Annotated in this window: 24 protein-coding genes and 1 tRNA gene; 11 read left to right on the forward strand and 14 right to left on the reverse strand. The window is 58.3% G+C overall.

Features of this window, described 5'->3' with window-relative positions:
- The 4 genes from Q0J81_RS02435 to Q0J81_RS02450 all read left to right on the forward strand — a co-directional run.
- A partial coding sequence (locus Q0J81_RS02435) for a 30S ribosomal protein S1 (RefSeq protein ID WP_294445851.1) occupies nt 1-1,098 on the forward strand: 1,098 nt, incomplete at its 5' end.
- A 140-nt stretch (nt 1,099-1,238) separates the two neighbouring features.
- The gene (locus Q0J81_RS02440; protein ID WP_294445852.1) at nt 1,239-1,739 is read left to right on the forward strand and encodes a CYTH domain-containing protein; all 501 of its coding nucleotides are present in this window, start codon (nt 1,239-1,241) and stop codon (nt 1,737-1,739) included.
- Nucleotides 1,740-2,055: 316 nt separating this feature from the next.
- Nucleotides 2,056-3,594: a hydroxylamine reductase gene (gene hcp / locus Q0J81_RS02445; RefSeq protein WP_294445893.1), complete on the forward strand. Its 1,539-nt coding sequence runs from the start codon at nt 2,056-2,058 to the stop codon at nt 3,592-3,594.
- A 182-nt stretch (nt 3,595-3,776) separates the two neighbouring features.
- Complete coding sequence (locus tag Q0J81_RS02450; protein WP_294445853.1) at nt 3,777-4,289, forward strand: DUF721 domain-containing protein; 513 nt, start codon at nt 3,777-3,779, stop codon at nt 4,287-4,289.
- A gap of 140 nt (nt 4,290-4,429) precedes the next feature.
- Here Q0J81_RS02450 and lptB read toward each other — a convergent pair whose 3' ends face one another.
- Genes lptB through Q0J81_RS02470 form a run of 4 tightly spaced genes read right to left on the reverse strand, consistent with a single transcriptional unit; the run spans nt 4,430 to nt 6,979 of the window.
- Nucleotides 4,430-5,158: an LPS export ABC transporter ATP-binding protein gene (lptB, locus tag Q0J81_RS02455; RefSeq protein ID WP_294445854.1), complete on the reverse strand. Its 729-nt coding sequence runs from the start codon at nt 5,156-5,158 to the stop codon at nt 4,430-4,432.
- Between the two features lie 2 nt (nt 5,159-5,160).
- Nucleotides 5,161-5,697: a lipopolysaccharide transport periplasmic protein LptA gene (gene lptA / locus Q0J81_RS02460; RefSeq protein ID WP_294445855.1), complete on the reverse strand. Its 537-nt coding sequence runs from the start codon at nt 5,695-5,697 to the stop codon at nt 5,161-5,163.
- On the reverse strand, nt 5,694-6,395 hold the full coding sequence (gene lptC, locus Q0J81_RS02465) for an LPS export ABC transporter periplasmic protein LptC (protein ID WP_294445856.1): 702 nt from the start codon (nt 6,393-6,395) through the stop codon (nt 5,694-5,696). Before lptC ends, lptA begins: the two co-directional genes overlap by 4 nt.
- Nucleotides 6,392-6,979 (reverse strand): HAD hydrolase family protein, encoded by a 588-nt coding sequence (locus Q0J81_RS02470; protein ID WP_294445857.1) that lies wholly within the window; start codon nt 6,977-6,979, stop codon nt 6,392-6,394. The genes lptC and Q0J81_RS02470 overlap by 4 nt, the downstream gene beginning before the upstream one ends.
- Nucleotides 6,980-7,175: 196 nt before the next feature.
- Between Q0J81_RS02470 and Q0J81_RS02475 the strand changes: the two genes are divergently transcribed.
- Nucleotides 7,176-8,132, forward strand: coding sequence for a hypothetical protein (locus Q0J81_RS02475; RefSeq protein WP_294445858.1), 957 nt, complete (start codon nt 7,176-7,178; stop codon nt 8,130-8,132).
- A 276-nt stretch (nt 8,133-8,408) separates the two neighbouring features.
- Here Q0J81_RS02475 and Q0J81_RS02480 read toward each other — a convergent pair whose 3' ends face one another.
- The 6 genes from Q0J81_RS02480 to Q0J81_RS02505 form a co-directional block, all read right to left on the reverse strand.
- Entirely contained in the window at nt 8,409-10,022 is a 1,614-nt protein-coding gene (locus Q0J81_RS02480; RefSeq protein WP_294445859.1) for a polysaccharide biosynthesis/export family protein, read from the reverse strand.
- 68 nt (nt 10,023-10,090) lie between these two features.
- Complete coding sequence (locus Q0J81_RS02485) at nt 10,091-10,441, reverse strand: DVU3141 family protein (RefSeq protein ID WP_294445860.1); 351 nt, start codon at nt 10,439-10,441, stop codon at nt 10,091-10,093.
- Between the two features lie 183 nt (nt 10,442-10,624).
- Nucleotides 10,625-11,605, reverse strand: coding sequence for a UDP-glucose 4-epimerase GalE (galE, locus tag Q0J81_RS02490; RefSeq protein ID WP_294445861.1), 981 nt, complete (start codon nt 11,603-11,605; stop codon nt 10,625-10,627).
- Between the two features lie 162 nt (nt 11,606-11,767).
- A complete protein-coding gene (locus Q0J81_RS02495; RefSeq protein WP_294445862.1) occupies nt 11,768-13,105 on the reverse strand; it encodes a glycosyltransferase N-terminal domain-containing protein in 1,338 nt (445 codons plus the stop codon).
- Between the two features lie 185 nt (nt 13,106-13,290).
- Complete coding sequence (locus Q0J81_RS02500; protein ID WP_294445863.1) at nt 13,291-15,009, reverse strand: FAD-dependent oxidoreductase; 1,719 nt, start codon at nt 15,007-15,009, stop codon at nt 13,291-13,293.
- 799 nt (nt 15,010-15,808) lie between these two features.
- A complete protein-coding gene (locus Q0J81_RS02505; RefSeq protein ID WP_294445864.1) occupies nt 15,809-16,117 on the reverse strand; it encodes a hypothetical protein in 309 nt (102 codons plus the stop codon).
- Nucleotides 16,118-16,129: 12 nt separating this feature from the next.
- On the opposite strand from Q0J81_RS02505, the gene Q0J81_RS02510 reads away from it, so the two are divergent.
- Entirely contained in the window at nt 16,130-17,533 is a 1,404-nt protein-coding gene (locus Q0J81_RS02510; protein WP_294445865.1) for a sigma 54-interacting transcriptional regulator, read from the forward strand.
- A 150-nt stretch (nt 17,534-17,683) separates the two neighbouring features.
- Here the strand turns inward: Q0J81_RS02510 and Q0J81_RS02515 are convergent, their stop codons facing one another.
- The 4 genes from Q0J81_RS02515 to Q0J81_RS02530 all read right to left on the reverse strand — a co-directional run bounded on the left by Q0J81_RS02515 (nt 17,684) and on the right by Q0J81_RS02530 (nt 21,343).
- Nucleotides 17,684-18,832, reverse strand: coding sequence for an alanine--glyoxylate aminotransferase family protein (locus tag Q0J81_RS02515; RefSeq protein WP_294445866.1), 1,149 nt, complete (start codon nt 18,830-18,832; stop codon nt 17,684-17,686).
- A 254-nt stretch (nt 18,833-19,086) separates the two neighbouring features.
- Nucleotides 19,087-20,274, reverse strand: coding sequence for a class I SAM-dependent rRNA methyltransferase (locus tag Q0J81_RS02520; RefSeq protein WP_294445867.1), 1,188 nt, complete (start codon nt 20,272-20,274; stop codon nt 19,087-19,089).
- Nucleotides 20,275-20,402: 128 nt separating this feature from the next.
- On the reverse strand, nt 20,403-20,777 hold the full coding sequence (locus Q0J81_RS02525) for a diacylglycerol kinase (protein WP_294445868.1): 375 nt from the start codon (nt 20,775-20,777) through the stop codon (nt 20,403-20,405).
- Between the two features lie 2 nt (nt 20,778-20,779).
- Nucleotides 20,780-21,343: a hypothetical protein gene (locus Q0J81_RS02530; protein ID WP_294445869.1), complete on the reverse strand. Its 564-nt coding sequence runs from the start codon at nt 21,341-21,343 to the stop codon at nt 20,780-20,782.
- A 201-nt stretch (nt 21,344-21,544) separates the two neighbouring features.
- Between Q0J81_RS02530 and Q0J81_RS02535 the strand changes: the two genes are divergently transcribed.
- The 5 genes from Q0J81_RS02535 (at nt 21,545) to Q0J81_RS02555 (ending at nt 23,993) form a co-directional block, all read left to right on the forward strand.
- Nucleotides 21,545-21,922 (forward strand): hypothetical protein, encoded by a 378-nt coding sequence (locus tag Q0J81_RS02535; RefSeq protein ID WP_294445870.1) that lies wholly within the window; start codon nt 21,545-21,547, stop codon nt 21,920-21,922.
- Nucleotides 21,922-22,227 carry a ribosome biogenesis factor YjgA gene (gene yjgA, locus Q0J81_RS02540; RefSeq protein ID WP_294445871.1) on the forward strand — a complete coding sequence of 102 codons (306 nt, stop codon included), beginning with the start codon at nt 21,922-21,924 and terminating at the stop codon, nt 22,225-22,227. Before Q0J81_RS02535 ends, yjgA begins: the two co-directional genes overlap by 1 nt.
- Nucleotides 22,228-22,306: 79 nt before the next feature.
- A tRNA-Ala gene (locus Q0J81_RS02545) sits at nt 22,307-22,382 on the forward strand.
- 61 nt (nt 22,383-22,443) lie between these two features.
- Nucleotides 22,444-23,118: a phenylalanine--tRNA ligase beta subunit-related protein gene (locus tag Q0J81_RS02550; protein ID WP_294445872.1), complete on the forward strand. Its 675-nt coding sequence runs from the start codon at nt 22,444-22,446 to the stop codon at nt 23,116-23,118.
- Nucleotides 23,118-23,993, forward strand: a complete 876-nt coding sequence (locus tag Q0J81_RS02555; protein WP_294445894.1) for an EamA family transporter — start codon at nt 23,118-23,120, stop codon at nt 23,991-23,993. Before Q0J81_RS02550 ends, Q0J81_RS02555 begins: the two co-directional genes overlap by 1 nt.
- Nucleotides 23,994-24,219: the final 226 nt, after the last annotated feature.

Here is a 24,219-nt window from a genome sequence, read left to right on the forward strand (position 1 = left end):
GCCGAAGGCCAGATCGTCAAGGGCAAGGCCAAGAACATCACCGAATACGGCGTGTTCGTCGACCTCGGCGGCCTCGACGGTCTGCTGCACATCACCGACATGTCCTGGAAGCGCATCCGCCATCCTCGCGAAATGGTGTCTCTGGGTCAGGAACTGGAACTCAAGGTTCTTTCCTTCGACAAGGAAAACCAGAAGGTTTCTCTCGGCCTGAAGCAGCTCGTGCCCGATCCCTGGCAGGACATCACCGCCCGCTTCCCCGAAGGCTCTCACCATGTCGGCAAGGTGACCAACCTCGTTGACTACGGCGTGTTCGTGGAACTCGAACCCGGCGTTGAAGGCCTCGTGCACATTTCCGAAATGTCCTGGACCCGCAAGCTCCGTCATCCTTCCCAGATGGTGCATCAGGGCGACGAGGTTGAAGTGGTCATCCTCGGCGTGGACAGCGAAAAGAAGCGCATCTCCCTCGGCATGAAGCAGGTCAAGCCCAATCCCTGGGAACTCGTGGGCGAACGCTTCCCCGAAGGCACCGTCATTGAAGGCGTCATCAAGAACATCACCGAATTCGGCATGTTCATCGGCATCGAAGACGGCATCGACGGCCTCATTCACGTGTCCGACATCTCCTGGACCAAGAAGATGCGTCATCCCGGCGAACTGTACAAGGTCGGCGACGTGGTGCAGGCCAAGGTTCTCACCGTGGATCAGGAGAACGAAAAGTTCACCCTCGGCATGAAGCAGCTCACCGAAGATCCCTGGAGCACCGTGCCTGCCCGTTATCCTGTGGGCAACATCATCACCGGCACCGTGACCAACGTGACCGACTTCGGTCTGTTCGTTGAAGTGGAAGAAGGCATTGAAGGCCTCATCCACGTGACCGAACTCGGCAAGAAGGTGAAGTCTCCTTCCGAACTCTACAAGGAAGGCGACGTGGTTCAGGCCAAGATCATCCATGTTTCCGCTGATGAACGCCGTCTCGGCCTCTCCATCAAGCAGATCAAGGACGATGAAGAACGTCGCAAGCCCAAGGATTATCATTCCGGCGACAACAGCATCAGCCAGACCCTCGGCGACCTGCTCAAGCAGAAGTTCAACGACTAATCGCTGAGTCTGCATGAATGTACGCGGGGCGGAAAGCACAGCTTTCCGCCCCGTTTTTTTATAAGATAAAGCGCAGGGCCATTGTCGGTGCAAAAGCGCGGAACAACGATCCGGCGCATGGAAGAAAGGAGCGGGAGCGCATGAAGCAGCAGGAAATCGAACGAAAGTTTCTGGTAAAGGGCGACGGCTGGCGCGGCCTGGGCAAGACGGAGCTGTTTCGGCAGGGCTACATTGCCCGCACCCAGGACCGTACGGTCCGGGTGCGCGTGGCGGGGGAAAAGGGCAGGCTCACCATCAAGTACAGGGGAGAGGGCATAGCCCGCAGCGAATTTGAATACGAGATCCCGCTTGATGAGGCGCAGGCTCTTCTTGACGGTCTTGCTCCTGGAGAAATTATTGAAAAGCTGCGTCACACGTTCACCTGTGAGGGCAGCGTGTGGGAAGTGGACGAATTTCTCGGCGCCAATCAGGGGCTTGTGGTGGCGGAAATCGAGCTGGAATCGGAAGATCAGCCCTTTGTCCGCCCGGAATGGCTGGGCGATGAAGTGAGCAGGATTTCCCGCTATCTCAATGTGGAACTCTCCCGTCTGCCCTATACGGCGTGGAGCCGGGAAGAGAAGGACGATCACGGAAACGGCTGACCCGCTGAGGGCTCTGGTTGCTCTTCGTTGCGGCCCGGGGCCGGGCGGTTTTCTTGTGCCCATGGAGCATATGGATTTCGGAGAGGCGGCATTTTTGCGTGTGTTCAGCCGATGAGACGCTCTGGCGGGGCGCGGTCTCTTTTCTTCATCATTTCGGAATTATTTACTTTCAAAAGTAATCCGTTTCTGGAAAAAATCGTGTCATAATGTGACCACGGACACAGTTTTCGGAGGAAAACCTCCGTAATTTCGAGAAACTCGGAATTCTGTATTTTCTATTGCACAGACAAATTGTGGAGGAAAGGCAATGAACGAAATGTTCTGTTTTCAGTGTGAACAGACCGCAGGCGGCAAGGGCTGCACGAAAAGCGGCGTCTGCGGCAAGAAGCCCGGCACGGCGCTGCTTCAGGACAAGCTTGTGGGCGAGCTTGTTGCGCTGACTGCGGGCGGCAACTGCACCCGTACGGCCGAGCTGGACACGCTGGTGGAAAATGCGCTTTTCACCACGCTGACCAATGTGAACTTTGACGACCTTTCTCTGGCCGCCATGGTGGAGCAGGTGAGCAAGATCCGCAAAGACAGCGGCGTGGCCGACGCCTGGGACATGAATCAGCTCTGGAATGCTCCCGAAGACGTGCGCAGCCTGAAGTCCCTGCTGCTGTTCGGCATGAAGGGCATAGCCGCCTATGCCAGCCATGCCGGTGTGCTCGGCAGAAACCTTGAAGAAGTGAGTGATTTTCTGTATCGCGGTCTGGCTCTTCTGGCTGCGGACGCCGGCAGGGAAACGCTGCTTGACGCCGTCATGGAAGCCGGCAAGGTGAATCTGGCCTGCATGGAGCTTTTGAACGACGCCAACAGGACCTACGGCACTCCCGTGCCCGTCACCGTGTCCCGCACTGTGGAAAAGGGCCCCTTCATCATTGTGTCGGGCCATGACCTGCATGATCTTGCGATTCTTCTCCGTCAGACGGAAGGCAAGGGCGTGAATGTCTACACGCACGGTGAAATGCTTCCTGCCCACGCTTACCCCGAACTGAAGAAGTTCGCCCATTTCAAGGGACATTTCGGTACGGCCTGGCAGAATCAGCAGAAGGAATTCGCCTCCGTTCCTGCGCCTGTGCTCTTCACCACCAACTGCATCATGCCCGTGAAGGACAGCTACGCCGACCGCGTGTTCACCACAGGCGTCGTCCGTTTCCCCGGCATGACGAACATCGGTGAGGACAAGGATTTTTCACCCGTCATCGCAAAGGCTCTGGAACTCGGCGGCTATGCGGAAGATACGCATTTTACCGGCATCAACGGTGGAGAGACCGTCACTACGGGCTTCGGCAGCGAGGCGGTGCTCGCCCATGCCGGAACCATCGTGGAAGCCGTGAAGTCCGGCGCCATCCGCCACTTCTTCCTTGTGGGCGGCTGCGACGGCGCGAGACCCGGCCGCAACTACTATACGGAGTTCGTGAAGAAGACTCCTGCCGATACTGTGGTGCTCACGCTTGCCTGCGGCAAGTTCCGCTTCAACGATCTTGACCTCGGCACCATCGGCGGCATTCCCCGTCTTCTGGACATGGGGCAGTGCAACGATGCCTACGGCGCCATTCAGGTGGCGCTTGCCCTGGCCGGAGCCTTCAACTGCGGCGTGAACGATCTGCCGCTTACGCTGGTGCTTTCGTGGTACGAACAGAAGGCCGTGGCCATTCTGCTCACGCTTCTGTATCTCGGCGTGAAGAACATCTACCTCGGACCTTCTCTGCCTGCGTTCGTTTCTCCCTCCGTGCTTGATTTTCTTGTGAAGGAGTTCGGCATTCGTCCCATCTCCACGCCCGACGACGATCTGAAGGCCATTCTCGGCTGACGCCGGAACACTTTCGGAAGAACCAGTGACTGAGGTTCGCGCATCTTCCGCAGTGCAGGAAACGCACGGGGAGACTTGGACGCGCTCCGCGCGGTTCTGAAAGGATTTCTTTGGTTTTTGCCCCCGCACGCGACTGCGTGCGGGGGCTTCTCGTCCGGGAAGAAGTCTGATAGCGTCGGCTCATGGACGGCAAAAAGCATTACAAACGCTTTGCGGGGTTCGACCTCGGCAGGAGATCCGGCAGAACGTCCGCGCTCAGCGACGGACTGGACGGCTGGCTCTCCGCGCACGGCATGGAGCCGCGGCACGGCATGCTCACCCAGTTGTGGAAGAACTGGGAAGTTGTCATGGGACCGGATATCGCCGCGCTGGCGCATCCTCTGGGGCATCGCAAGGACATTCTGCTCGTCGGCGGGGAGGATTCCTGCGCCATGCAGGAACTTTCCTACGCCGTGCCGGAAATACTGGAACGCGTGAATGCCTTCATGGACGAGGATTATTTCCACAAGGTGGAACTTCATCTGCTGCTCGGCAAGGAATCCCTGCGCCGCGTGGACATTACGCCGGTCCCCGTGATTCCGCCGCCGCCACGGCCTCCCCGCCTGGGAGCCCTGAAGTTGCCGCCGGATTCTCCCGTGGCGGCCTGCTATGCGGCCTATGTGCGCTGCTTCGAGGGCGGGGACGACAAGAAATGAAATAAGAACGATCAGAATATTGTTCCGGCGTTTTCAGACAAAACATCCGCGCCTGCATCGTCTGACCGGAAAGCAGATTTTTTCCGGCAGGCTGAGCAAAAGCGCGGATGTTTTTGCAGAAGCTGCTTCTCGGGACGGCGTTATCCCAGGTGGAAGTCCGAGCCGAGATAGACCTCTCTGGCCCGTTCATTGTTCACGATTTCGTCGGGCGTGCCGGAAAGAATGATGTTTCCCTGGAACATGAGATAGGCCCTGTCGCATATGGAAAGGGTTTCGCGCACGTTGTGGTCGGAAATGAGCACGCCTATGCCGCGTTCCTTGAGGCCGCGGATGAGTACCTGAATGTCGCCGACGGCCAGAGGGTCGATGCCGGCGAAGGGTTCATCGAGCAGCACGAACAGCGGATCGCGGATGAGGCAGCGGGCAATTTCGAGGCGTCGCCGCTCACCGCCGGAAAGATAGGATGCGTAGGATTTTTCCAGCCTTGTGAGACCGAATTCCTCCATGAGCTGATCGGCGCGCTTTTTCTGGTCGGCACGTGAGAGGCCGGTATGCTCGAGAATGATCTGAAGGTTCTGGCGTACCGTGAGCCTGCGGAATACGGAACTTTCCTGCGGCAGATAGGAAAGGCCCACCCGGGCGCGTTTATACAGCGGCCAGGTGCTGATTTCCTGACCGTCGAGCAGGACCTGTCCTGCCGTCGGCTTGATGATGCCGGTGATCATGTAGAACGACGTGGTCTTGCCGGCACCGTTGGGACCGAGAAGTCCCACGATTTCTCCCTGCTGCATGGCCACGGACACTTCGTGGACGACTTCCTTCTGACCATAGCGTTTGCACAGGTGCTGGGCGGAAAGTGAGGATTTCATGCTTACTTTCCCTTCTTGTCGTTGGAGGAGAACACGGCGTGCACGCGCTGCTTCGGGCTTCCTTCCACGACGCTGCGGTTTTCATCGACGTAGTAGCGGATGACGTTGCCCCGTATGGAGTTGTCGCCGTCATGCAGAATGGGATCGCCCTCGAGAACGAGCAGGTTTTTTGCGGAATAATAAGTCGCCTTCTGCGAGGAACCGGTCTGCGTGCCGTTCTGGAAGCGGACGTTTCTTTCCGCGACTATGCGGTCAAGATCGCTTCCCTGCATGGCCTGAGTGGTAGAGTTTTTCGTTCCCTGGGAGGAGTCTGCCCGGGACTTGAGGTAGAGGGTCAGGGTGTCCGACCACATTTTGAACTCTCCGCGCACGGCCTCCACGCGTCCCTGAAAAACGACGGTGTTCTTGTCCGCGTTGTAGACCATGTTGTCCGCGGTGACGTCCACGGGCAGGTTGCTGTCGCCTCCGGGCAGCGGTGCGGCCATGGCGAGGGTCGTGCAGAACGCGCAGATGAGAATGGTGAAGAGAAGTTTTTTCATGACTGGCTTTCCTCCTGCGCGTTTTGGGGCGCAGCATCGGATGAGGGATCGGCGTCGGCTGCGCCGTCGGAAGAAGCGGTGCCGGACGGGGTCCAGCGCATGCGCACGCCCTGGTCACCCGTCAGAATGTTGGTGTTGAGATCCCACACGAGGCGGGATGCCGTACCGGAAAGCACGGGGCCGTCGAGTACGGCTCCTTCGGGAAACGTGAGCGTTCGGTTGCTGTTGAGAAAAACGGCCAGATCTCCGGTGAGCACGCTGTCTTCATAAACGGTCTTCACGTTGCCGGACATGGAGATTTTCTGATTGCCGTCTTCCACGCGGCCCACGCTTGAGGTGGCGTGAACGATGCGATCCGGTTCTCCCTCGGCCTTTTCCAGCATGTAGTGAATGTCGGGATCGCGCACGGTGATGGCGCCGGAATCCTGGTTCAGCGTGGCCCAGTCGGCGTCGAGGTCAAAACTTTTCTGACCTTCGTGGCCCTGCGAGAGGTGTATGCCGCGCACGGCAAGATCCACGGCGTTCTTCACTTCTTCGGGCGGGTCCGACAAAAGTCTGTTCAGGTCGGCGGAGCGCACCACGTTTTCCATGGCTTCCAGCGCCTGCCGGGTCTTCCAGCTCTGCCAGCCGTACCAGCCGCCCCACAGGGCGGCGCCCAGCACGACGAGCGCGAGAGTTCGCTTGAGAGAGTCGTTCATGCTCTGGCCGGTCCCGTGGCCGCGGTCCAGAGATCCGCGGGGTTTTTGCCGTCCCTGCGGGAAGCAAGCAGAAATTCGACGGCTTCCCGGACGGCGCCTTCTCCACCGCGGGCGGAAGTGACGTAAAGGGCTTCCTTTTTCACCTGCGCGACGGCATTGGCTACGGCCATGGGCATGCCCACGGAGCGCATGGGGTCAAGATCGATCCAGTCGTCGCCGAGATAGGCCATTTCCTCTTTTCTGAGATGGTATTTGCGGCGGATGGCCTCAAGCTTGGGAAGCTTGGACTCGAAGCCGGCATAGTAGTCCCTGACGCCGAGCTGCGACATTCTCGCAAGTACACAGGGGTCGTTTCTGCCTGTGATGATGCCGATGCCTATCCCCGCCATGAGGGCCGTTTTTATGCCGATGCCGTCCTGAGCGTTGAAGCACTTCAGGGGATGCCCGTTTTCCTGAAAGTAAAGCTTGCCGTCGGTGCATACGCCGTCGACGTCAAGGACCAGAAAGCGGACGATCGAGGCCGCGCGAACAACGTCTTCGCTGACGGGCAGGCCGTTAAAAAGAATGGAAGTTTCTGCGGACATGATTGCTCCGAAAGGCGGAATGGAATCGTTGACCAGTTCTTTTTTATATCCGCCTTTGCTGCGCGAGTCAAAAGGAGAGACGGGGAGTCCTTGGCTTTGACATAGGGCTGTGTTATGGTGTCCTAAAATTTGGGGGAAACGTTCTATGCCCGGCATAAAAGTTGCGGCGCTTATTCCTTTTCGTAATGAATCAAGAATGTTGCCGTTCGCTCTGGCATCTCTTCGCGGGGTGGCCGATCTTGTCATCGGCATGGATGATCATTCTTCCGACCACTCCGGCGATATCGTGAGAGAGAAGGGCGGCATGGTGTTGGATATGGAAGGTGACCTTTCGGGTTTTTCCCAGGGCAGGGAAAAGGTGATCCGGCAGGCGCTTGTCGATGAGGCCCGCAGGCAGGGAGCCACGCATTTTCTGTGTCTGGATGCCGACGAGGTGCTTACCGCGCCTTTTCGTCGCTTCGGCCGGGAGCTTATGGAAAATCTTGAGCCCGGACACAAGCTCTCGCTTCGGTGGCTCACGCTGTGGGGAAGCGCGCATGAGTATCGGGACGGAGACTACAGCAAGTTCCACCGGATTTACCGGGGCATCATCGTGCGCGACGCGCCGGATCTTCCTCCCTACGGAGGCTTTCTTCACATGCCGCGCACGCCCGGGTCGGATGCCAGAGAAAACGTGACGAAATGTCCTCTGGCGAAGGGGGCTGTGCTGCACTTCACGGCGGCGGAGCTGCTTCCCTATAAGCTGAAGATCGCATGGTATCACTGTGTGGAACTTGTGCGTTGTCCGAATGAGGCGGAGCGCATCAATCGTTTCTACTTTCGTGACTGGGATGAAGAGCACATCAGGCTGAGCCCGGTGCCGGAGGAGTGGTACGACGGGATTCCGATTTCGGAACTGCCTGCCTGTCCTCCGAGCTGGCAGTGGAAGGAAATGCTGCGCCTTTTCGACGAAAAGGGCATAGAGTTCTTCGAGCCTCTGGAAATCTGGCAGATTCCCGCACTGCATGACGAGTTTGTGCGCAGAACAGGGCGCGAACCTTGCGGCATGAGCGTGCTGACCCGTCTGCGCCGAAGCTGTCGGCGTGAGCGCAAAAGATTTGACCGCTGGTTTGTGGACAGGTGCCGCAGAATTCGCGGCGAAGAGGACGAATGACAGCATCGGGACGCTTCCTGCGTCCCGTTTTTATTTTCTGTCCCCAGAGCCGTACCTTCTGCATTCTGCAGCACGGAGCGCTTCTGAACTTGGCATGCAAGGGCTCTTGCCGCAGTGCTGTCCTTCGCGTGACGAGTGCCGGGTAAAGGCGTGGACTGAGAGACGTTTTTTCGGGATGCGTCAGACGCCGATGCCCCGTCTGCGGCAAGGGCAGACGGGGCATCGGAACATGGATGTCATGCGCCGTTGAAGAGACACGGCATATGACGGAGAAAGCTACAGATCCAGAATGACCTTGCAGGCAACGGCCACCTGGTACAGAATCTCGGAAACTTCCTTGACCGCCTGCATGTTTTTGGAATCCACGCGGGGCAGTACCAGAATCTGATCGCCGGGCTGGACTTTTTTAGCCTTCGGCGTGACTTCCCCATCGGGATGCACGACGAGAATGTTGCTGGAGTCGGCGCGGTTGCTGAAGCCGCCCGCACTTTTTATGTAGTCTTCCATGTCGCGCTCTTCATTCCACACGACGGCCTGCGGCATGATGACTTCGCCGCTTATCATGACGACGTCCGTCTTTTCGGGAATGACGATGATGTCGCCGTTTTCCAGCGCGATGTCCGCGATCTTTCCGCCGCTGCCCACCACGACGATGCCCTCGGGTTCCACCTTGCGGGCGCGGTCGATGAAGCTGGAGAGCATTTCGGCTTCCTTGGCACGTATCTGCGCCTCGTCGTTGCTGGAAGATGTGGCGGTGTAGGCGTTGTGTTCCAGACGGTTCAGCGCGTCCTCAATGGCTTTTTTCTGCTGTTTTGCCGTGCTTATGCGCTTGATGTACAGACCGGAGAGGTTGGCTCTGTCCGGATCCACGGAAATGTAGCTCAGCACTTCCTGGAGCCGGGCGTTGCGTCTGACGGGGAAGCGCGAGGAGCCGAGAATGGCGCCCTGTGCCTCCACCATGATGGTGCTGCCCGTGGTGTCGGCCTGAAAGCGGACCTGATCGTCGTTTTCCAGCTTGAGCTTGTTGAACTCCTTGATGGACAGGTACTGGTTGTAGGGCACGCCCTTTCTGAAGCCGGAAATGCTTACGTGGGAGGCTCTGGAGTTGGGATCGGCCAGTCTTGCAAGAGCCTCGCCGTTCATTTTGCCTTTTTCAAATTCAAAGCGCGCGGCGTTGCGCACTTCTCCGCTTGCCGAAACCGTGGGGCCTTTTTCGCCCACGACGATGGTGTCGCCGTCGTTGAATCGGATGGAGGGAATCTGTCCGTGCAGAATGAAGGGGTAGAGGTCTGCGGTGGAAATCACCTGCTGATTTCTCAGAACGCGGATGTCGCGGTAGCTGCCGCGGCGCGAGTCGATGCCGCCCGCCTTGTCGAGAAAGGAGAGAATGTTGTCCGAGGCCGTGCCCTGATAGCTGCCGGGATGATTGACGAAGCCGGTGACGAACACGGAGACGTTCTGGGTGTCGAGAGGACGTGCATAGACCTGAACGTCGGTGATGCCTGAGACGTTCAGCTTGCTGACGATGGACTGTTGAATTTGTACGGCATCGCCGCGGGGCAGACCGAAGAGTGGGATGCTGCCTATTTCGGGAAGGTCGAGGGAGCCGTTTTGAGAAACGGTGAACACGTCGTCAAGGGTGCGGCTTCCCCACAGACGGATGAGAATGCGGTCGCCGCTCTGAATGGTGGAAGCCGACCCTCCGGAAGAGAAATTTCCCTGAAAGAGATTGCTGCCGAAAGGCTGAGGATCCTGAGAGGACGTCGAGGATGAAGCCGTGGCCGTCGCCGTGGCTGTAGCCGTGGCCGTCGCGGTGCTGGTCGACTGTGAGGCAGTCGCCGGCGACGAGAGGGCGAACATCAAGGCAAAGAGGAGAAGAATGAGACGCAAAACGAAACTCCTGCCCGAAGGCTGGAAAAAGACGATGTAAGGAAAAGACTGTGAAACGGCAGGCGGAGCTATTCGAGACCGCGTCCCCAGACGCGGGGCATGAGCTCCCATCCGTCGCCCTGACGGCAGAGGACCACGATTTCCGCTTCGTGGGGAGGCTGGCTGACCACGGCGCGACGGCAGTCGCGACCGGAAGCGGAGGTGAACGAACCTTCCACCATGACGTCGACCACACCGCCGAAGGCGGGATCGTCAATGGAGGCCTGCGCGCCGGCATGGTTCATGGAAATGAACTGAGGCACGGGAGAGAGGGGCGTTTCCGGTATGGGAACTTCGGGCGCGTCGGTTGAGCCGAAGGGACTGGCAATGCAGCCGCTCAGAACAATGCTGAGCGCAACAGGAATGAGGAACATGCGCATAGGGATACCCTTATGAAAAATTCCGCGGAACTTTCCGCGCAAATAATATATGTCCTGGGGCCTTGTCCTGTCCAGAGGGAGCCGGAGGGGCAGAAAAAGGCTCTTGAAAATGCCGCGCGAAGCTTTGCGAAAGGGGCCTGGAGACTGCGCGACTTAAGACAGGTTTTTCTCCTGAGGCATTTGTCATGCCTGATCTTTCAGATACCAGTTCCAGGCGTCGCGTATGATATCCTCCACGCCCGAGCGCTCGGGCTTCCAGCCGAGAAGGGCTGCGGCTTTTGAGGCATCGGCCACGAGGCTCGGCGGATCGCCGGCCCGACGGGGGCCCGTAGTGAAGTGCATCGAGCGTCCCGTCACTTTTTCGACGGCGTCGAGGATCTGTTTTACGGACAGGCCGGCGCCGGAACCGAGGTTCAGGCTGATCCCCTCGCCGTCGTTCTGCGAAAGCAGTCGTTCCATGGCGAGAAGGTGGGCTCTGGCCAGATCCTGCACGTGGACGTAGTCGCGAATGCAGGTGCCGTCCGGCGTGGGATAGTCGTTGCCCATGACGTGAAAGTCGGAAATTTTGCCGTCCAGTGCCATGAGAGCGCGGGGAATGAGATGGGTCTCAGGGGTATGACGTTCGCCGGTTTCACCTTCGGGGTCGCCGCCGGCGGCGTTGAAGTAGCGCAGGGCCGTCCACGCTATGCCGTGTGCGCGGGCAAAGTCCGCCAGCATGCGTTCCATAAACAGCTTGGTTTCCCCGTAGGGATTGATGGGATCGGCAGGGCTTTCCTCGGTGATGGGCATGACCTCGGGAATGCCGTATACCGCCGCCGTGCTGGACACCACGATATTGCGTACGTTCGTGTCGCGCATGGCCTCAAGGATGTTCAGCGTGCCGCCCACGTTGTTGCGGAAGTACTTGCCCGGGTTCTGTACGGATTCTCCCACAAGCGAAAAGGCAGCAAAGTGCAGAATGCCGTCGGGACGCACGTCCTTCATGCACGAGCGCAGACGATCCGCATCCAGAGCGTCGCCTTCGACAAGGGGGCCCCACTTCACGAGATCCCGGTGACCGGTGGAAAGATTATCGTATACGGTGACGTTGTGTCCGGCCGCGGCAAGGGCCTTGCTGGTGGAGCTGCCGATGTATCCGGCTCCGCCGATGACGAGAATGTTCATGTCTGTCTCCGGAAAAGAGGGCGCGAATGCGCCGGGCGGCGAGTTCCCTCGGAGCGTTGCGGTTGTGCGGGCCAGTTTTGCAGTCATGACCTGCATGGTTGTGCTGAAACAGCATAACGTATGAAAACAATAAAGAAAAGACGGGAGAAAAACGGATGGTGCTCAGCGTTTTCTGCAGGAGAATATGGTCTGCTCCAGCATCTGCGCCGTAAGGGAAGCGCCTCCGAGACGAGGAGAAAGCCAGGCCTTGAACTTTTCTCTGACTTCGGTTCTGTCGGGTACGGTTGCCGCCTGTTCAAGCATGATGTTCACGACGTCCTTCGGGGTGTGAGCCACGTAAAGCAGGCCTGCCTTATCCAGCGAAGGCATGGACGGGTCGCCGATGCCCATGGCCCACAGAAAGTTGTGCGCCGAGGGACCGATGCAGGGGATGCGTCCTGCCGAAAGGGCTTCGAGAAAGTTCTGTCCTCCCTGTCCGAAGCTTCCGCCGACGAATACGGCCTGCGCCGAGGCGTAAAGCTGCGGCAGGTCGCCGAAGCGGTCCCAGATGAGGGCATGCCTGCGGGCAAGCGTGGCACCGGGAGCAAGTTCCGAGAGCAGCACGGGCATGAACGCCAGATCATTCAGCACGCTTTTCCAGTAGGCGACGCGATGCAGGTGTCTGGGCACGATGATGATAACAGCATCGGGGACGGCCTTGTACAGTCTGGCAAGCTGTCCGGGAATGCGTGTTTCCTCGCACTGACGGACGGAGGCGAAAAGAAAGACCGGCCCGGAGGCCCGGAAGACTTCGGAGTGCGAGGAAAGCGGAACTTCAAGCGCCTTGGCCGCAAGGTCGAACTTGATGTTCGGCATCATGTCCACAGGACAGGGAAAAATGGCGGCAAAAGCCTGCTTGTCATAGCGTGATATGGCGTGCACGGCCACAGGGGAGAGCTCGGTCATGAGGGAAGAGAACAGCCGGCCGAAGTGGGAGGTGGAACTGTTGATGCGACCGTTGAATATGTGGACGGGCACGTTTTTTTCACGGCAGGCGGCAAGAAGGCCGGGCCACAGCTCCGTTTCCAGCAGTACCATCATGCGGGGAGACGCCATGGCAAGCGCCCTGCGGACAATGTCGGGATGGTCAAAGGGGGCAAAGCGCACCAGGATGCGCAGGCGGGGGTGGCTTTCCTGCAGTTCGGCAAGCGCCTTTTCCATGATGTCCCGTCCCTGCCGTGTCCACGTGGTCATGAGAATGCGCAGCTCGGAGGCGGGGGAAAAGTTCCGGCATATTTCCACGGCGAGACGAGCCTCACCGCCGGAGGCGGCCTGAATCCAGATGTCCGTGGCGTGACCGTCGGATCCGGAAAGATCTTCAGGTATCCAGTCGGGCGGCGCCAGCCGTTCTTTCCAGCCGTCGGAAAGCCGCTTGCTGCGCCGGAGAAAGGGGCGCGCAAGAGTCCAGAGCACGCGGTAGAGGCGGAAGAACGGACGGGAAAAAAGAGATGCTGCTGCCATAAAGTCCTCTCGGCCTACTATGCTACATCCGGCCTGAGCGCGCAAGACGTGCGGAAACGATGGCCTCCGTATGCGGAAAAAGGCGGGACAGCCGGAATGTTCCGGCCTGTCCCGCCTTCGTGTCAAAAGGAGGGGAGGAAAGCTGAGGCGTGTTCCTCCCTCCATGCAAAGCCTTTTTGCGACGATTAGAACTTTTCTTCGTCGCCGCGCTTGCGCAGGGCGGTGTGGCCGCCGGCGGAGTTCACGGTTTCGATGCCCATGTTGCGCAGCTTGAGCTGAGCTTCATAGGCACGGGTACCGGTGTTGCACACGAGAGCCACGGGACGGTCGGCAGGAATCTCGTTCTTGGCGCGGGCGTTGAATTCTTCCAGCGGCAGAGAGAGGTACTGACCGGGATGGCGTTCTTCGATGGGCTTGCCGGCCTTGGCGGGACGGATGTCCACGAAGAGGTAGTTGTTTTCGTCGCGCTTTTCCCACAGATCGACGAATTCATCGGGAGTGATGGACTTGTGGTAGCCGTTCACCACGTTGTCGGCCACGTTGCCGGCAGCGTTGATCACGTCCATGGCGGAGGCGAAGGGCGGAGCGTAGCAGACTTCAAGGTTGGAGAGATCGTTCAGCGTGGGACGGCCGATCTGAAGCATGGCGGCCACGGCGTCGGTGCGGGCCTTGACGGCGGAACCGTCGGTGCTCATGCCCTGAATGCCCAGAACGCGGCGGGTCTGCTTGTCCACGACCACGTTGATGCTGGTATTGGTGTGTCCGGGATAGAAATGAGCCTTGTCGGAGCCTTCCATGCTGACTTCAATGGCGTCGAAACCGGCCATGCGGGCCTGATGCAGGGTGAGACCGGCGCCGGAGGCGTGCATCTTGTTCAGCTTCACGCACCAGGAACCGACCACGCCTTCAAAGGTGGCCTGTCCGCCGGCAAGGTTGGTGCCGATGACACGGCCCTGTCTGTTGGCCATGGAGCCGAGAGGCAGATAGGAAAGGTCGCCGGAAATGAGGTTGCGCACCACGACCACGTCGCCGCCGGCATAGATGTCGGGGTCGGAGGTCTGCATGTGGCTGTTCACCATGATGCCGCCGCGGGGATGGCAGGCAATGCCGGCGTCGGAAGCGATCTTGGAGTTGGGGGTAACGCCGATGGAGAAGATCACTTCGTCGGCTTCGATGGTGCGCTTGTTGGTTACCACTTCGCACACGGCGCCGTCCTTGCCCTTGAGTTCCTTCACGGCTTCGCCGGTGAGCACGGTGATGCCGAGTTCTTCAAGGTCGTGCTTGGCGATCTGGCTGAAGTTGTAGCACAGCTGCGCAGGCAGAATATGGTCGACCATTTCGATGACGGTGACCTTGATGCCCCACATGTCGGCCAGAGCCACGGCCATTTCCAGACCGATGAAGCCCGCGCCGATGATGACGGCATGATTGATCTTGCGGGCGGCGCACTGCTCCTGAATGGCCTTGGCGGCCTCAAGGCAGGTGACGGAGGTGACGTTCTTCAGATCCGCGCCGGGAATGGGAGGAATACGGGGGCTGCTGCCCGTGGCGATGACCAGCTTGTCGTAGGGCATGTCGCTCTTTTCGCCGGTCTGGGTGTTTTCGACGGTGACGGTCTTTTCCTTGCGGTTGATGGAAAGGGCACGCGTGTGGCAGATGGCGTTGACGCCCTTGAGTTCCTTGAAGAAGGCTTCGTCGCGGACGACGCCGGCGTTCGTGGTGCGCAGACCGTTCATCTGCGGAACGTCACCGCCCACGAAGTAGGGGATGCCGCATCCGCCGTAGGAAATGTAGGTGCCCTGGTCGATCATGGTGATGTTGCTGTCGGGCATGAGGCGCTTGGCGCGGGCGGCCGCCTTGGGGCCGAGCGCGACGCCGCCTATGATGAGGATATTGAGAGCCATGGTAAAAACCTCCAGAGAATAAGGTTCATAGAGCCGAAGAAAAACTATCGGCAGACACTTTACCAGCAAGTAGTCTGAAATTGCAAGATAATTACGAGTCCCCGCGGGCTCTTCACAAATGGCTTTTCATGGATGAAGCGTTTTGGAGCCTTTGAAAATAAAGGAAAATCGACAGGTTGACGGTTGTCTTTCGAGAGAAGAGTGCCGTTGTTAAAGTTCGGCGGCGCAATCTTCGAGCAGAAAAAAAAGTCGAGGCCGTCCTGTCGCGGAAAGAAAAAACGGAAGAGCACGATCGTTTTTTTTAACCTGCCGAAGCCTTTGGAGAAAAAATTGTTATTTTTATAACAACAAGAATCAGGAAGGTATTTTTCTGCAGGCAGACGCCCTTTTTTTCGCCAGAATGAAGAGTTTCGTCAAGAATCAGGTACTGTGCATTGTTTAAATATAAAAAATAGAATAATATCGGTATATTAATAACAGGTCAAGCATATTTTCATAATTTTCTCTTATGCATCTGTGCATAGATTGAAAAGAGAAAAGAATAATGCCCTAATCAAATAAATACTATAAAAACAATGAATTAAAATGGCGACGCAGAGAAACGCTGTGCTTTTTTAAATTTATGCATAAAGGCATAAGTAGTATTAAATAATAAAACATTCACAAATAAAGTATAACATATTTTAATAATTTATTAATTTATATAAAATCGCATATTTTCCCCATAAGATGTGTGGTCTGTTCCATAGAGAGCAATAAATGTATAATATCTGGTAACTGAATAATATTTTTTTTAAAATCATGAGTATTTCATCCAGGAGGCGTTCAGGCTGTCGGAAGGTGTATCAGAAGGAAAAATCCGTGATTGAACGTATTGCGCTGAAAGTATCAAAAAAAGACGTCGCAGCGTCAGGTCTGAGAGGACGGCGTCCGCATGGCCGTCATTCTGCCCGGCTGCTCCCCGTACCGGCAGGATTTTGCTGAACGCCTGATAAGGCGGCCGGCAGAGAGTCTCCTTGTCGGGCGTCCGGCTGTCGCGCGTGACGCCGGTTGAGAGAACAATGGATTTATTGCAGAATGTCGGGCTGACAGAACCTTTTATTCTCATGTCGGGTTGTTCATGGATTCCGTGCTTCTTGAATATATGGAACAGGCTTTGGACGTTTTTCAGGACGGTGTCTGGATAGGTGATGCGGATTCAACGTGTCTGTTCGTCAATAAAAAGTATGAGGAGCTGAGCGGTTTTTCCAGAAAGTGGATGGTCGGGCGCAAGGCCACGAGCATTACGGCGGAAGGCGTGTCCGATGTCGCGGTCAGTTTCGAGGTCATCAGCCGTGGAAAGCCAGTTTCCAGGGTTCAGACGCTTTCGGGCGGCCGGCATCTGTCGCTGGACGGTTTTCCCATCCTCGACCGTGACGGCAGGGTGGTTATGTGCATCATCGTTATCCGTGACATCAGTACCATTATGGACATGGAAAGCAGACTGGCGCATCAGCGTGATCTTTTGAATACGCTGATCCGGCTTGCCGGCAATTCCTGTCTCCAGTCCGCCGAGGACGGAAGCAATGTTATTTTCAGTCCTGTCATGGAGGCATTTCTTTCCAAAGCCCGCATCATGGCGCAAACGGATATTTCCATTCTCATTCTCGGGGAAGCCGGTGTGGGCAAGGATGTCATGGCGCAGCGCGTGCACGCCATGAGTCGCAGAGCCGAAAAGCCGTTCATCAAGGCGGACTGCGGAAGTCTTTCTCCCGGCGTTATGGAAGCGGAGCTGTTCGGCTGCACGGACGGAGACTTTTCCGGCGCGAGTGGGGGCGGACGCACGGGACTCATTGAGGCGGCCGACGGAGGAACCGTGTTTTTCGATGAAATAGGTGCACTGCCCCTGACGCTGCAGACAAGGCTTTTGCGCGTTCTGCAGGACGGCGTCATCGTCAGGACAGGGGCGAACACGCCGAGAAAGGTGGATGTGCGCGTGATCGCCGCCACCAACAGGGATCTGGAAAAAGCCGTGACCAGAGGAGAGTTCCGCAGCGACCTTTATTACCGGCTGAAGATAGCGGTGCTGAATGTTCCTCCGCTGCGCAGGCGAAAGGATGACATCATGCCGCTGGCCAAATTTTTTCTCCGGCACTTTTCCAGAAAGTACAACAGGTCCGTCACCATGGGGGACGACGTGGAAGAGCTGCTTCTCGCCTATGACTGGCCGGGCAACGTGCGGGAACTCAAGAACATGATGCAGGAGGCCGTGGTCACCTGTCCGAAAAACGTGGTGAGGTCGTACAATCTGCCCATCAGTCGCATGATTCGGTCGGGGGAGTCTTCTTCAGGGGAAGCGGAGTTTGATTTTGAGGGCCGGGATTACCACGACATCATGCGTGAAATGGAATGCCGGATGCTGAGGGCCGCCATAGCCCGCTGCTCCGGCAACATGACGACGGCCTCAAAGATGCTTCGCATGGACAGAAGCACCATGTTCCGCAAAATCAGGGATCTGGAACGGCATGGATTGAAGGTTCTGTGAGTCGGACAGGTCTGCGTGTTTTCTGGAACAGGACAAGTCTTTTCCGTATTTTGAACGGAGAGCAGTGCAGGAGGCTGCTGTGCCGCGTGCATGAAGGAAGGACCGGGGCGCAGATGCGTCCCGGTCATTCCTTCATGAGAACCTTTGTCGCTATTCACCGAGCGCCTTGTGGTAGGCGTCGAGAGCCTCTTCAATATAGGCGCCCGAAGGTCTTTCCGGCAGACTCCATGCCAGCGCGTGCAGACCGGCGGCAAGGTCGCCCCAGTCGATCCAACCCATATGGGCGAGGCGGAGCACCTTGTCTTTGAGATTGCCCTGTCCTGCGGTGAGAATGACGCCGCATTCCTTGAAGGCTTTGGCGACAACGGGGCCGGCGGGCAGATCATCGGGCATGCGCACGCTGGTCAGTCCCCAGGTATAGCGGCCTTCTTTAACGAAGAGTTCCATGCCCATGGCGGCAATGCCGGTTCTTGCCATCTGCGTGAGGGCCCACTGTTTTTTGAACACGTTGTCCATGCCCATTTCCTGCAGCATGGTGAGCGCTTCGTGCAGGCCTACGAGCAGACTGATGGGTGAGGTGTAGTGCGTCTGATTCTTTTCGCAGCTTGCCCGTTCCGCCGTGAGGTCGAAATAGTAGCACTGGGGGCGCACCTCGGCAGCGCGTTTCCACGCGCGGGGAGAAAGCGCCACGAAGGCCAGTCCGGGCGGAAGCATGAGTCCCTTCTGCGAGCCGGTGATGAGGCAGTCTATGCCCCATTCGTCCATGCGCACGGGCGAGATGGAAACGGCGGAAATGCCGTCGGCCACAAGAAGAACGTTCCGCTCACGGGTGACGGCTGCTACTTCCTGCACGGGATGCAGCACGCCGGTGGAGGTTTCGGAAATCTGCATGAACACGCCTCGGATGGCGGGGTCGTCATCGAGCATGGCGCGGATTTCTTCGGGATCAAAGGACGTGCCGGGCTCCTTGCGCAGAACGACGGGATCAAGACCGCGCTGCGTCACGATGTCCACCCAGCGGTTGCCGAAGTGGCCGGCCGTGGCCACGAGCACCTTTTCTCCGGGTTCAAACAGATTGAAGGAGGCTGCGGTCATGCCGCCGGTGCCGGAGCAGGCGAGCGGAAGAACGGGAGACTCCGTGCAGAAGAGGCTCTTCAGCATGACCTGGTTTTCGGCCAGAATGGTCTTGAACGCGTCCTTGCGGTGATGGAGCAGCGGAGCGGCCATGGCCAGACGGACACGGTCGGGAATGGGCGTGGGGCCCGGGGTGAGCATACGGGTAGCCTGAATGGATGACATGACGGATCCTCTTGAGCCGGCGAAGCGTCGGGATAAGTGGCGCGAAAGATGCGCGTTTTCACGGTATAGAAAAAGGGAAGGCTCGGCAAGCGCAGGGGCGGTCCGGAAAGCCTCACTGACGGGCATGGGGGCCGGCCTGCGGAAACGTGAGGGGCGCATTCCGGGAAGATGGACAGAATGCAGAAGCAGCGGAAAGGGCGCGATTCACGGTTTCAACGCATAAAAAAGGCGGCCCCAGGAGGGCCGCCACAGCGTTATTCCGGCAGATGGAAAAGAAAGGTCTTGAGATAGGCCGTTTCCGGCATGGCGGGATGAATGGGATGGTCCGGCCCCTGAAAGCCCTGGAAGAGAAGCCTGGCATGGCGACGTCTTTTCCCTGCCGCGCGAGTGACCAGTCCGCGAAGCGCGTCGGCTTCCAGATGGTGGGAGCAGGAACAGGTCATGAGCATGCCGCCGGGGCGCACCAGATCGAGGCCGAGTTCGTTCACCCTCTGATAGGCTTCCAGCCCCTGCTTCGCGTCCTTCTTGCGTTTGATGAAGGCCGGGGGATCGAGACAGACAATGTCGAAGGTTCGCCCTTCGCGGCGCAGATTCGCCAGCAGGGTAAGAGCATCCCCCTGAAGAAGCTCTGTTTCCGTGCCGAACTGTTCGGCGTTGCGCTTTGCGTAGGAGAGCGCCTGGGCTGAGGCGTCCATAAAGGTGATCTTTCCCGCGCCGTTTTTGGCCGCCAGAGCGCCGAATCCGCCCGCGTAGCAGAAGGCGTCGAGCACCTGGCAGCCCTTTTGTGCCTGCACAAAGGGCGTGAGCGCGGCGCGGTTCACGCGCTGGTCGTAGAACCAGCCGGTCTTCTGGCCGTTCTTCAGCGGAACGGCGTAGCGCATGCCGTTTTCTTCCACGGAAATTTCTTCGGGAGCCTTGCCCGAGGCGACGCGCTGGAAACGTTCAAGTCCTTCAAGGTCGCGGGAGGCCACGTTGTTGTCGAGAAGAATGGAGGAAGGGTGCAGAAGCTCGTCGAGCACGGAAAGAAGTTCGTCTGTATGCGCGTCCATGCCCGCCGTGGTGATCTGACAGACGACATGGTCGCCGTGGCGGTCGGCCACAAGACCGGGCAGAAAGTCGCCCTCGCCGTGGCAGAGACGGTAGAAGGGCTGGTCGAACATCCTTTCGCGCAGGGCGAGGGCGTCGGAAAGACGCCGGCGCAGGAGAGCGGCGTCGAGCGCTTCGTCCGCTTTGCGGCTGACCATGCGCACTGCGATGAGCGAGGCGGGGTTGACGTAGCCTGTGCCGAGCGTGCGTCCGCCGCAGTCGGCCACGAGCACGGCCTGACCGGGCGCAAAGGAGGTAAGGGGGGAGCGCTTCGTGTCTATTTCGTTGCTGAACACCCACAGGTGCCCGATGCGCAGACGTCGGTCCTCGCCCTTTTTCAGAAAGACGGTTTCCATGGGAGATTCCCCGGTAATGAGAAGAAGGTGATGAAGGGGCGCCCCGTGCCGGGACGGAAGATTCTGCGTGTCCGGGCGAGGCGGGGCGCGGCCGGAGTCTCGGCGAAGAGGCGCGTCGCGCCGCGCCGTCAGAACAGTCCCAGAATGAAGATGCAGAACCAGAGCGCGGCGTTGAGGACCAGCAGAAGGAACACGGCGGCGGAGGCCATGTCCTTGGCATTCTTCACCGCAATGTTGTAGTCACGGGTGATGAGGTTGAGCGCCTCTTCAATGGCGGTGTTGATGAGCTCGGCCATCATGACGAGAATCCACGCGCCGAGGGCGACAAGCCAGGTGACCAGAGGCTTGCCGCAGAGGGCAAGCAGCACGATGAGGGCAAGAAAGACGCCGCATTCCTGCCGGAAGGCGAGGCTGAGGCGGACGCCGGTCCGAAGCCCGGCAAGCGAGTAGCCGGCAGCCTTGAAGATATGAAGAAAACCTTCCTTGAAACGTTCCCTGTCCATGCCTACGCCTTCTGCTCAGGCTCGCCGCCTATTTCAAAGGTGCGGAACTGGTTGGTCTGTCCGTTGGCCTTGGGGCATTCCTTGCGCAGATAGCAGATGTCGCACGCGCCGTGGAAGGGGTAGGGCGTAAGAACGCTGAACTTGGGCAGCATGGAGTGGGTTACGTCCTGGTAGTCCAGACCTTCGGCGGCGAGAGCCTCGCGCAGCGCGGCAGTAGGCTGGGGAGCGGGAGCGCAGCCGGCTTCTTCCACTTCGGGCATGAGCTGATACACGGCGCACTGGCACATGGTCTGGCCGAGCGCGCTCAGACGGAAGCCGTATTCCGCAGACTTCGCCCATTCTTCGTCCACTTCCTTTTCCACATCCTGATCGAGCCAGAGGGCAAGGTAGCGTCCCTTGCCGGTTTCCAGCTTGATGGCGTGGAGCTTGGGCAGCCAGCGTTCCCACACGTCGGCCAGCTCTTCGAGAACCTTGCCGCCGAGGCGCTTTTCGGAAAGAAGACCGAGCAGCAGTTCAAAGTCGAAGATGGGATGGACCTGCAGCGTTTCCTTGGTATAGTTGTTCATAGAATTCCTCTCGGGAGTGATGTCGGCGCGGCCGGAGATCCCGCCTGAGCCGTCAGAATGTTACACTCTGCCGCGCGTGAGCCGTTCCGTCAAGTGTCGGGACTGCCCCGGGGAGTATGTTCTTTACTTGCCGGTCAAGGCGCGATATGAAAGGAAATTCAAGGTTCGCCCGAGAGGCGGCCCCATTTTTGTGAGGTTCTCATGAGTCAGATCAGATATCCCAGCCGGGTGCGTTACGAGTACAGTCAGGACCCCGACTGCCGCCTTCAATATACGCACGGCGTGTGGGGCGGCATCAATCCTCAGGGCGAGATAGAAGTGAATTTCTATGTGGAGAGCGACAAGCTTCCCTCGTTTTCCGAAAGGGCCGTGGAGCCTGACGGAGCCTTCGGCGCGGAAGTCGTGCCCTTTGACGAGGAAGAGCGCGTCATCACCCGTCACATCCATTCCCGCGTGCTGTTCAATTACCATACCGCCCGCGCGCTCATGGAGTGGCTGGAGGAGAAGATTGACACGCTGGAAATGGAAGAGAGTGCCAATTTCAATCCTGAAGAGAACGGTCCCGAGGTACAGCAGTAATGCCCCGGAAGAATCGTTACCAGATAGGCGGTGAGGAAGAGCAGGAGCGCGTGAGCCGTTCGCAGAAGAAGCGTGACAGTTCCGCCCTTCAGTCAGTAGGAGAAAAGCTGGCGAAAATTCCCGCCGTCAAGCGTGCACGCCTGCCCCTGCCCCCTGATTTGAAGGAAGGCCTGGATGAATATGATCGTCTGTCGGGCTTTGAGGCGAAGAGGCGGCAGCTTCAGTACATAGGCCGCCTCATGCGAGAAGCCAGAGAGGAAGGAACGCTTCAGCCCGTGCTGGACGCTCTGGATCTTCTGGAATAGCAGGCATGTCGAAAAAAACGGTGAAAATCACTTTTTTCTTGACTGCCGGGACTGAATCTGGCAAAAGCATACATGCAACGGGGATGTAGCTCAGTTGGGAGAGCGCTTGAATGGCATTCAAGAGGCCAAGAGTTCAATTCTCTTCATCTCCACCAGAATTTCAGCCGCCTGTGTAAACAGGCGGCTTTTTTCATATCTGCGTTTGGAGAGCCTGGCATGAAAACGGAAATACGCATTGACGACGACGTTTTTTCCCGCTGCCCCGAGTGTCGTCTCGGCTGGCTGACCTATCAGACTGTGCCCAGAACGTCCGGGCAGGACATAGCCGAGTGCTTCGATGCGCTTTTGCCGGAGCTGAAGGTTCGTCTTGAATCGACGGCGCTGGCCGACATGCCCAATCTCGGCGAGTCCCGCAGAGGATATCGTGCCTGCGGCAAGGATCCGGGACGCTGGCGGGTGTCTTCCGAGGCGTTGTACCGTCGCGTGCGTCAGGGCAAGGATCTGTACCGCATCAACAGCGTGGTGGACGTGAACAATCTTGTTTCTCTGGAAACGGGTTTTTCTCTCGGTTCTTATGACATGGACAACCTGCAGGGAGCCGTGGTGCTGCGTCGTGGGCGTCCCGGCGAGAGCTATCCCGGCATAGGCAAGGACTCCGTGGAGCTTGAGAACATGCCGCTTCTGGCCGACGATGCCGGTCCGGTAGGCAGTCCCACCAGTGATTCCACGCGTGCCATGGTGACGTCGGCAAGCCGCAGACTTCTGACGGTCATCTATTCCTTTTCTTCCCGTGAGGCGCTTGAGGATGCGCTTCGCCTGGCTGTTTCCCGATTTCAGACGCTGGCCGGAGCCGAAGAGCTCGACTTCGGCATGGTGGAGAGAGCTTTTTGATGAATGTGAATTTCAGTGATCGCGGCTTCTGGATAGGCACGGTTTACTGTGTGCTGGCCGCACTGGCCTGGGCCATCATAGGACCCGTTTCCCGCGTATGCTTTGCAGAAGGCATGGACCCGGCCTCCGTGGCGTTCTGGCGCATGGCCATATCCGGAGTATGCTTTCTCGTGCATGCGCTGCTTCGCGGCGGCATGCACGCCTCGCGTCGTGATTTCGTGAGCATGGTGCTTTTCGGCGCCGTCAACGTTTCTCTCGTCATTCTTTCCCTTCAGATAGCCATTCAGAAAAGCGGTGGAGCCATTGCCATCATCCTCATGTTCACGGCTCCGGCCTGGGTGGCCTTATTTTCGCGCATACTGTTCCATGAAGCCATCAACTCTTCCAAGATGACGGCTCTGGCTCTGGCCATGGTGGGGACCAGCCTTGTCTGTCTGTCCGGCGGAAGTCTCGGCCAGGAGGTTTCCTATGTAGGCATAGGCTGCGGGCTTCTCTCCGGCTTCACCTACGCCTTTCAGTTCCTGTTTTTCACGTGGTACAAGGACCGCTATTCCACGCAGGCGCTGTTTGCCTTCACCTTCATTCCGGCGGCTCTGGTACTCTCGTTCTTCACGTCGTTCGGCCCCGTGTCTCTGCACGCCGCCGTGGCTCTGTTCATCCTGAGCTTTGTGTCCACCTACGTTTCCTATTTCTGGTACGGGCAGTCGCTGCGCTACCTTTCTCCCGTGCAGGCCGCCATTCTGGGCAATCTCGAACCTGTGGTCAGCACGCTGCTTTGCTGGTGGATCTGGAATGAGAACTTTTCTTCCATCGGCTGGGCGGGCTGTGCGCTGGTCATCTGTTCGGTGCTGCTGCTTACCTTGAAGAAGCACTGATGCCTCTGGTTCGGAAAGCGTCCTTAGTAGATGAACACGCCGCAGGTCCATGATGGACGTGATGAGCGGCGAGGAAAGCGTGGCCGGGTCCGTGCCGAGACGTCGGGCGAGGAAGGAGTGAGGGGAAAAGCTTGGGGCTTCGGTGAAGGGCCGGCACAGACTTTTGCAGACCTTCCGGGCATGAAAAAGCCCGCATCCCAAAAGGATACGGGCTTGAGCGAACACT

Origin of the sequence: uncultured Mailhella sp., from assembly GCF_944324575.1 — a bacterium.
GTDB lineage: Bacteria > Desulfobacterota > Desulfovibrionia > Desulfovibrionales > Desulfovibrionaceae > Mailhella.

Bases quoted from the DNA above. Each gene is read 5' to 3' on its own strand.
- Q0J81_RS02440 (WP_294445852.1), top strand. From the start codon at position 1,239: ATGAAGCAGCAGGAAATCGAACGAAAGTTTCTGGTAAAGGGCGACGGC.
- hcp (WP_294445893.1), top strand. From the start codon at position 2,056: ATGTTCTGTTTTCAGTGTGAACAGACCGCAGGCGGCAAGGGCTGCACG.
- Q0J81_RS02450 (WP_294445853.1), top strand. From the start codon at position 3,777: ATGGACGGCAAAAAGCATTACAAACGCTTTGCGGGGTTCGACCTCGGC.
- lptB (WP_294445854.1), bottom strand. From the start codon at position 5,158: ATGAAATCCTCACTTTCCGCCCAGCACCTGTGCAAACGCTATGGTCAG.
- lptA (WP_294445855.1), bottom strand. From the start codon at position 5,697: ATGAAAAAACTTCTCTTCACCATTCTCATCTGCGCGTTCTGCACGACC.
- lptC (WP_294445856.1), bottom strand. From the start codon at position 6,395: ATGAACGACTCTCTCAAGCGAACTCTCGCGCTCGTCGTGCTGGGCGCC.
- Q0J81_RS02470 (WP_294445857.1), bottom strand. From the start codon at position 6,979: ATGTCCGCAGAAACTTCCATTCTTTTTAACGGCCTGCCCGTCAGCGAA.
- Q0J81_RS02475 (WP_294445858.1), top strand. From the start codon at position 7,176: ATGTTGCCGTTCGCTCTGGCATCTCTTCGCGGGGTGGCCGATCTTGTC.
- Q0J81_RS02485 (WP_294445860.1), bottom strand. From the start codon at position 10,441: ATGCGCATGTTCCTCATTCCTGTTGCGCTCAGCATTGTTCTGAGCGGC.
- galE (WP_294445861.1), bottom strand. From the start codon at position 11,605: ATGAACATTCTCGTCATCGGCGGAGCCGGATACATCGGCAGCTCCACC.
- Q0J81_RS02495 (WP_294445862.1), bottom strand. From the start codon at position 13,105: ATGGCAGCAGCATCTCTTTTTTCCCGTCCGTTCTTCCGCCTCTACCGC.
- Q0J81_RS02500 (WP_294445863.1), bottom strand. From the start codon at position 15,009: ATGGCTCTCAATATCCTCATCATAGGCGGCGTCGCGCTCGGCCCCAAG.
- Q0J81_RS02505 (WP_294445864.1), bottom strand. From the start codon at position 16,117: ATGAGAATAAAAGGTTCTGTCAGCCCGACATTCTGCAATAAATCCATT.
- Q0J81_RS02510 (WP_294445865.1), top strand. From the start codon at position 16,130: ATGGATTCCGTGCTTCTTGAATATATGGAACAGGCTTTGGACGTTTTT.
- Q0J81_RS02515 (WP_294445866.1), bottom strand. From the start codon at position 18,832: ATGTCATCCATTCAGGCTACCCGTATGCTCACCCCGGGCCCCACGCCC.
- Q0J81_RS02520 (WP_294445867.1), bottom strand. From the start codon at position 20,274: ATGGAAACCGTCTTTCTGAAAAAGGGCGAGGACCGACGTCTGCGCATC.
- Q0J81_RS02525 (WP_294445868.1), bottom strand. From the start codon at position 20,777: ATGGACAGGGAACGTTTCAAGGAAGGTTTTCTTCATATCTTCAAGGCT.
- Q0J81_RS02530 (WP_294445869.1), bottom strand. From the start codon at position 21,343: ATGAACAACTATACCAAGGAAACGCTGCAGGTCCATCCCATCTTCGAC.
- Q0J81_RS02535 (WP_294445870.1), top strand. From the start codon at position 21,545: ATGAGTCAGATCAGATATCCCAGCCGGGTGCGTTACGAGTACAGTCAG.
- yjgA (WP_294445871.1), top strand. From the start codon at position 21,922: ATGCCCCGGAAGAATCGTTACCAGATAGGCGGTGAGGAAGAGCAGGAG.
- Q0J81_RS02550 (WP_294445872.1), top strand. From the start codon at position 22,444: ATGAAAACGGAAATACGCATTGACGACGACGTTTTTTCCCGCTGCCCC.
- Q0J81_RS02555 (WP_294445894.1), top strand. From the start codon at position 23,118: ATGAATGTGAATTTCAGTGATCGCGGCTTCTGGATAGGCACGGTTTAC.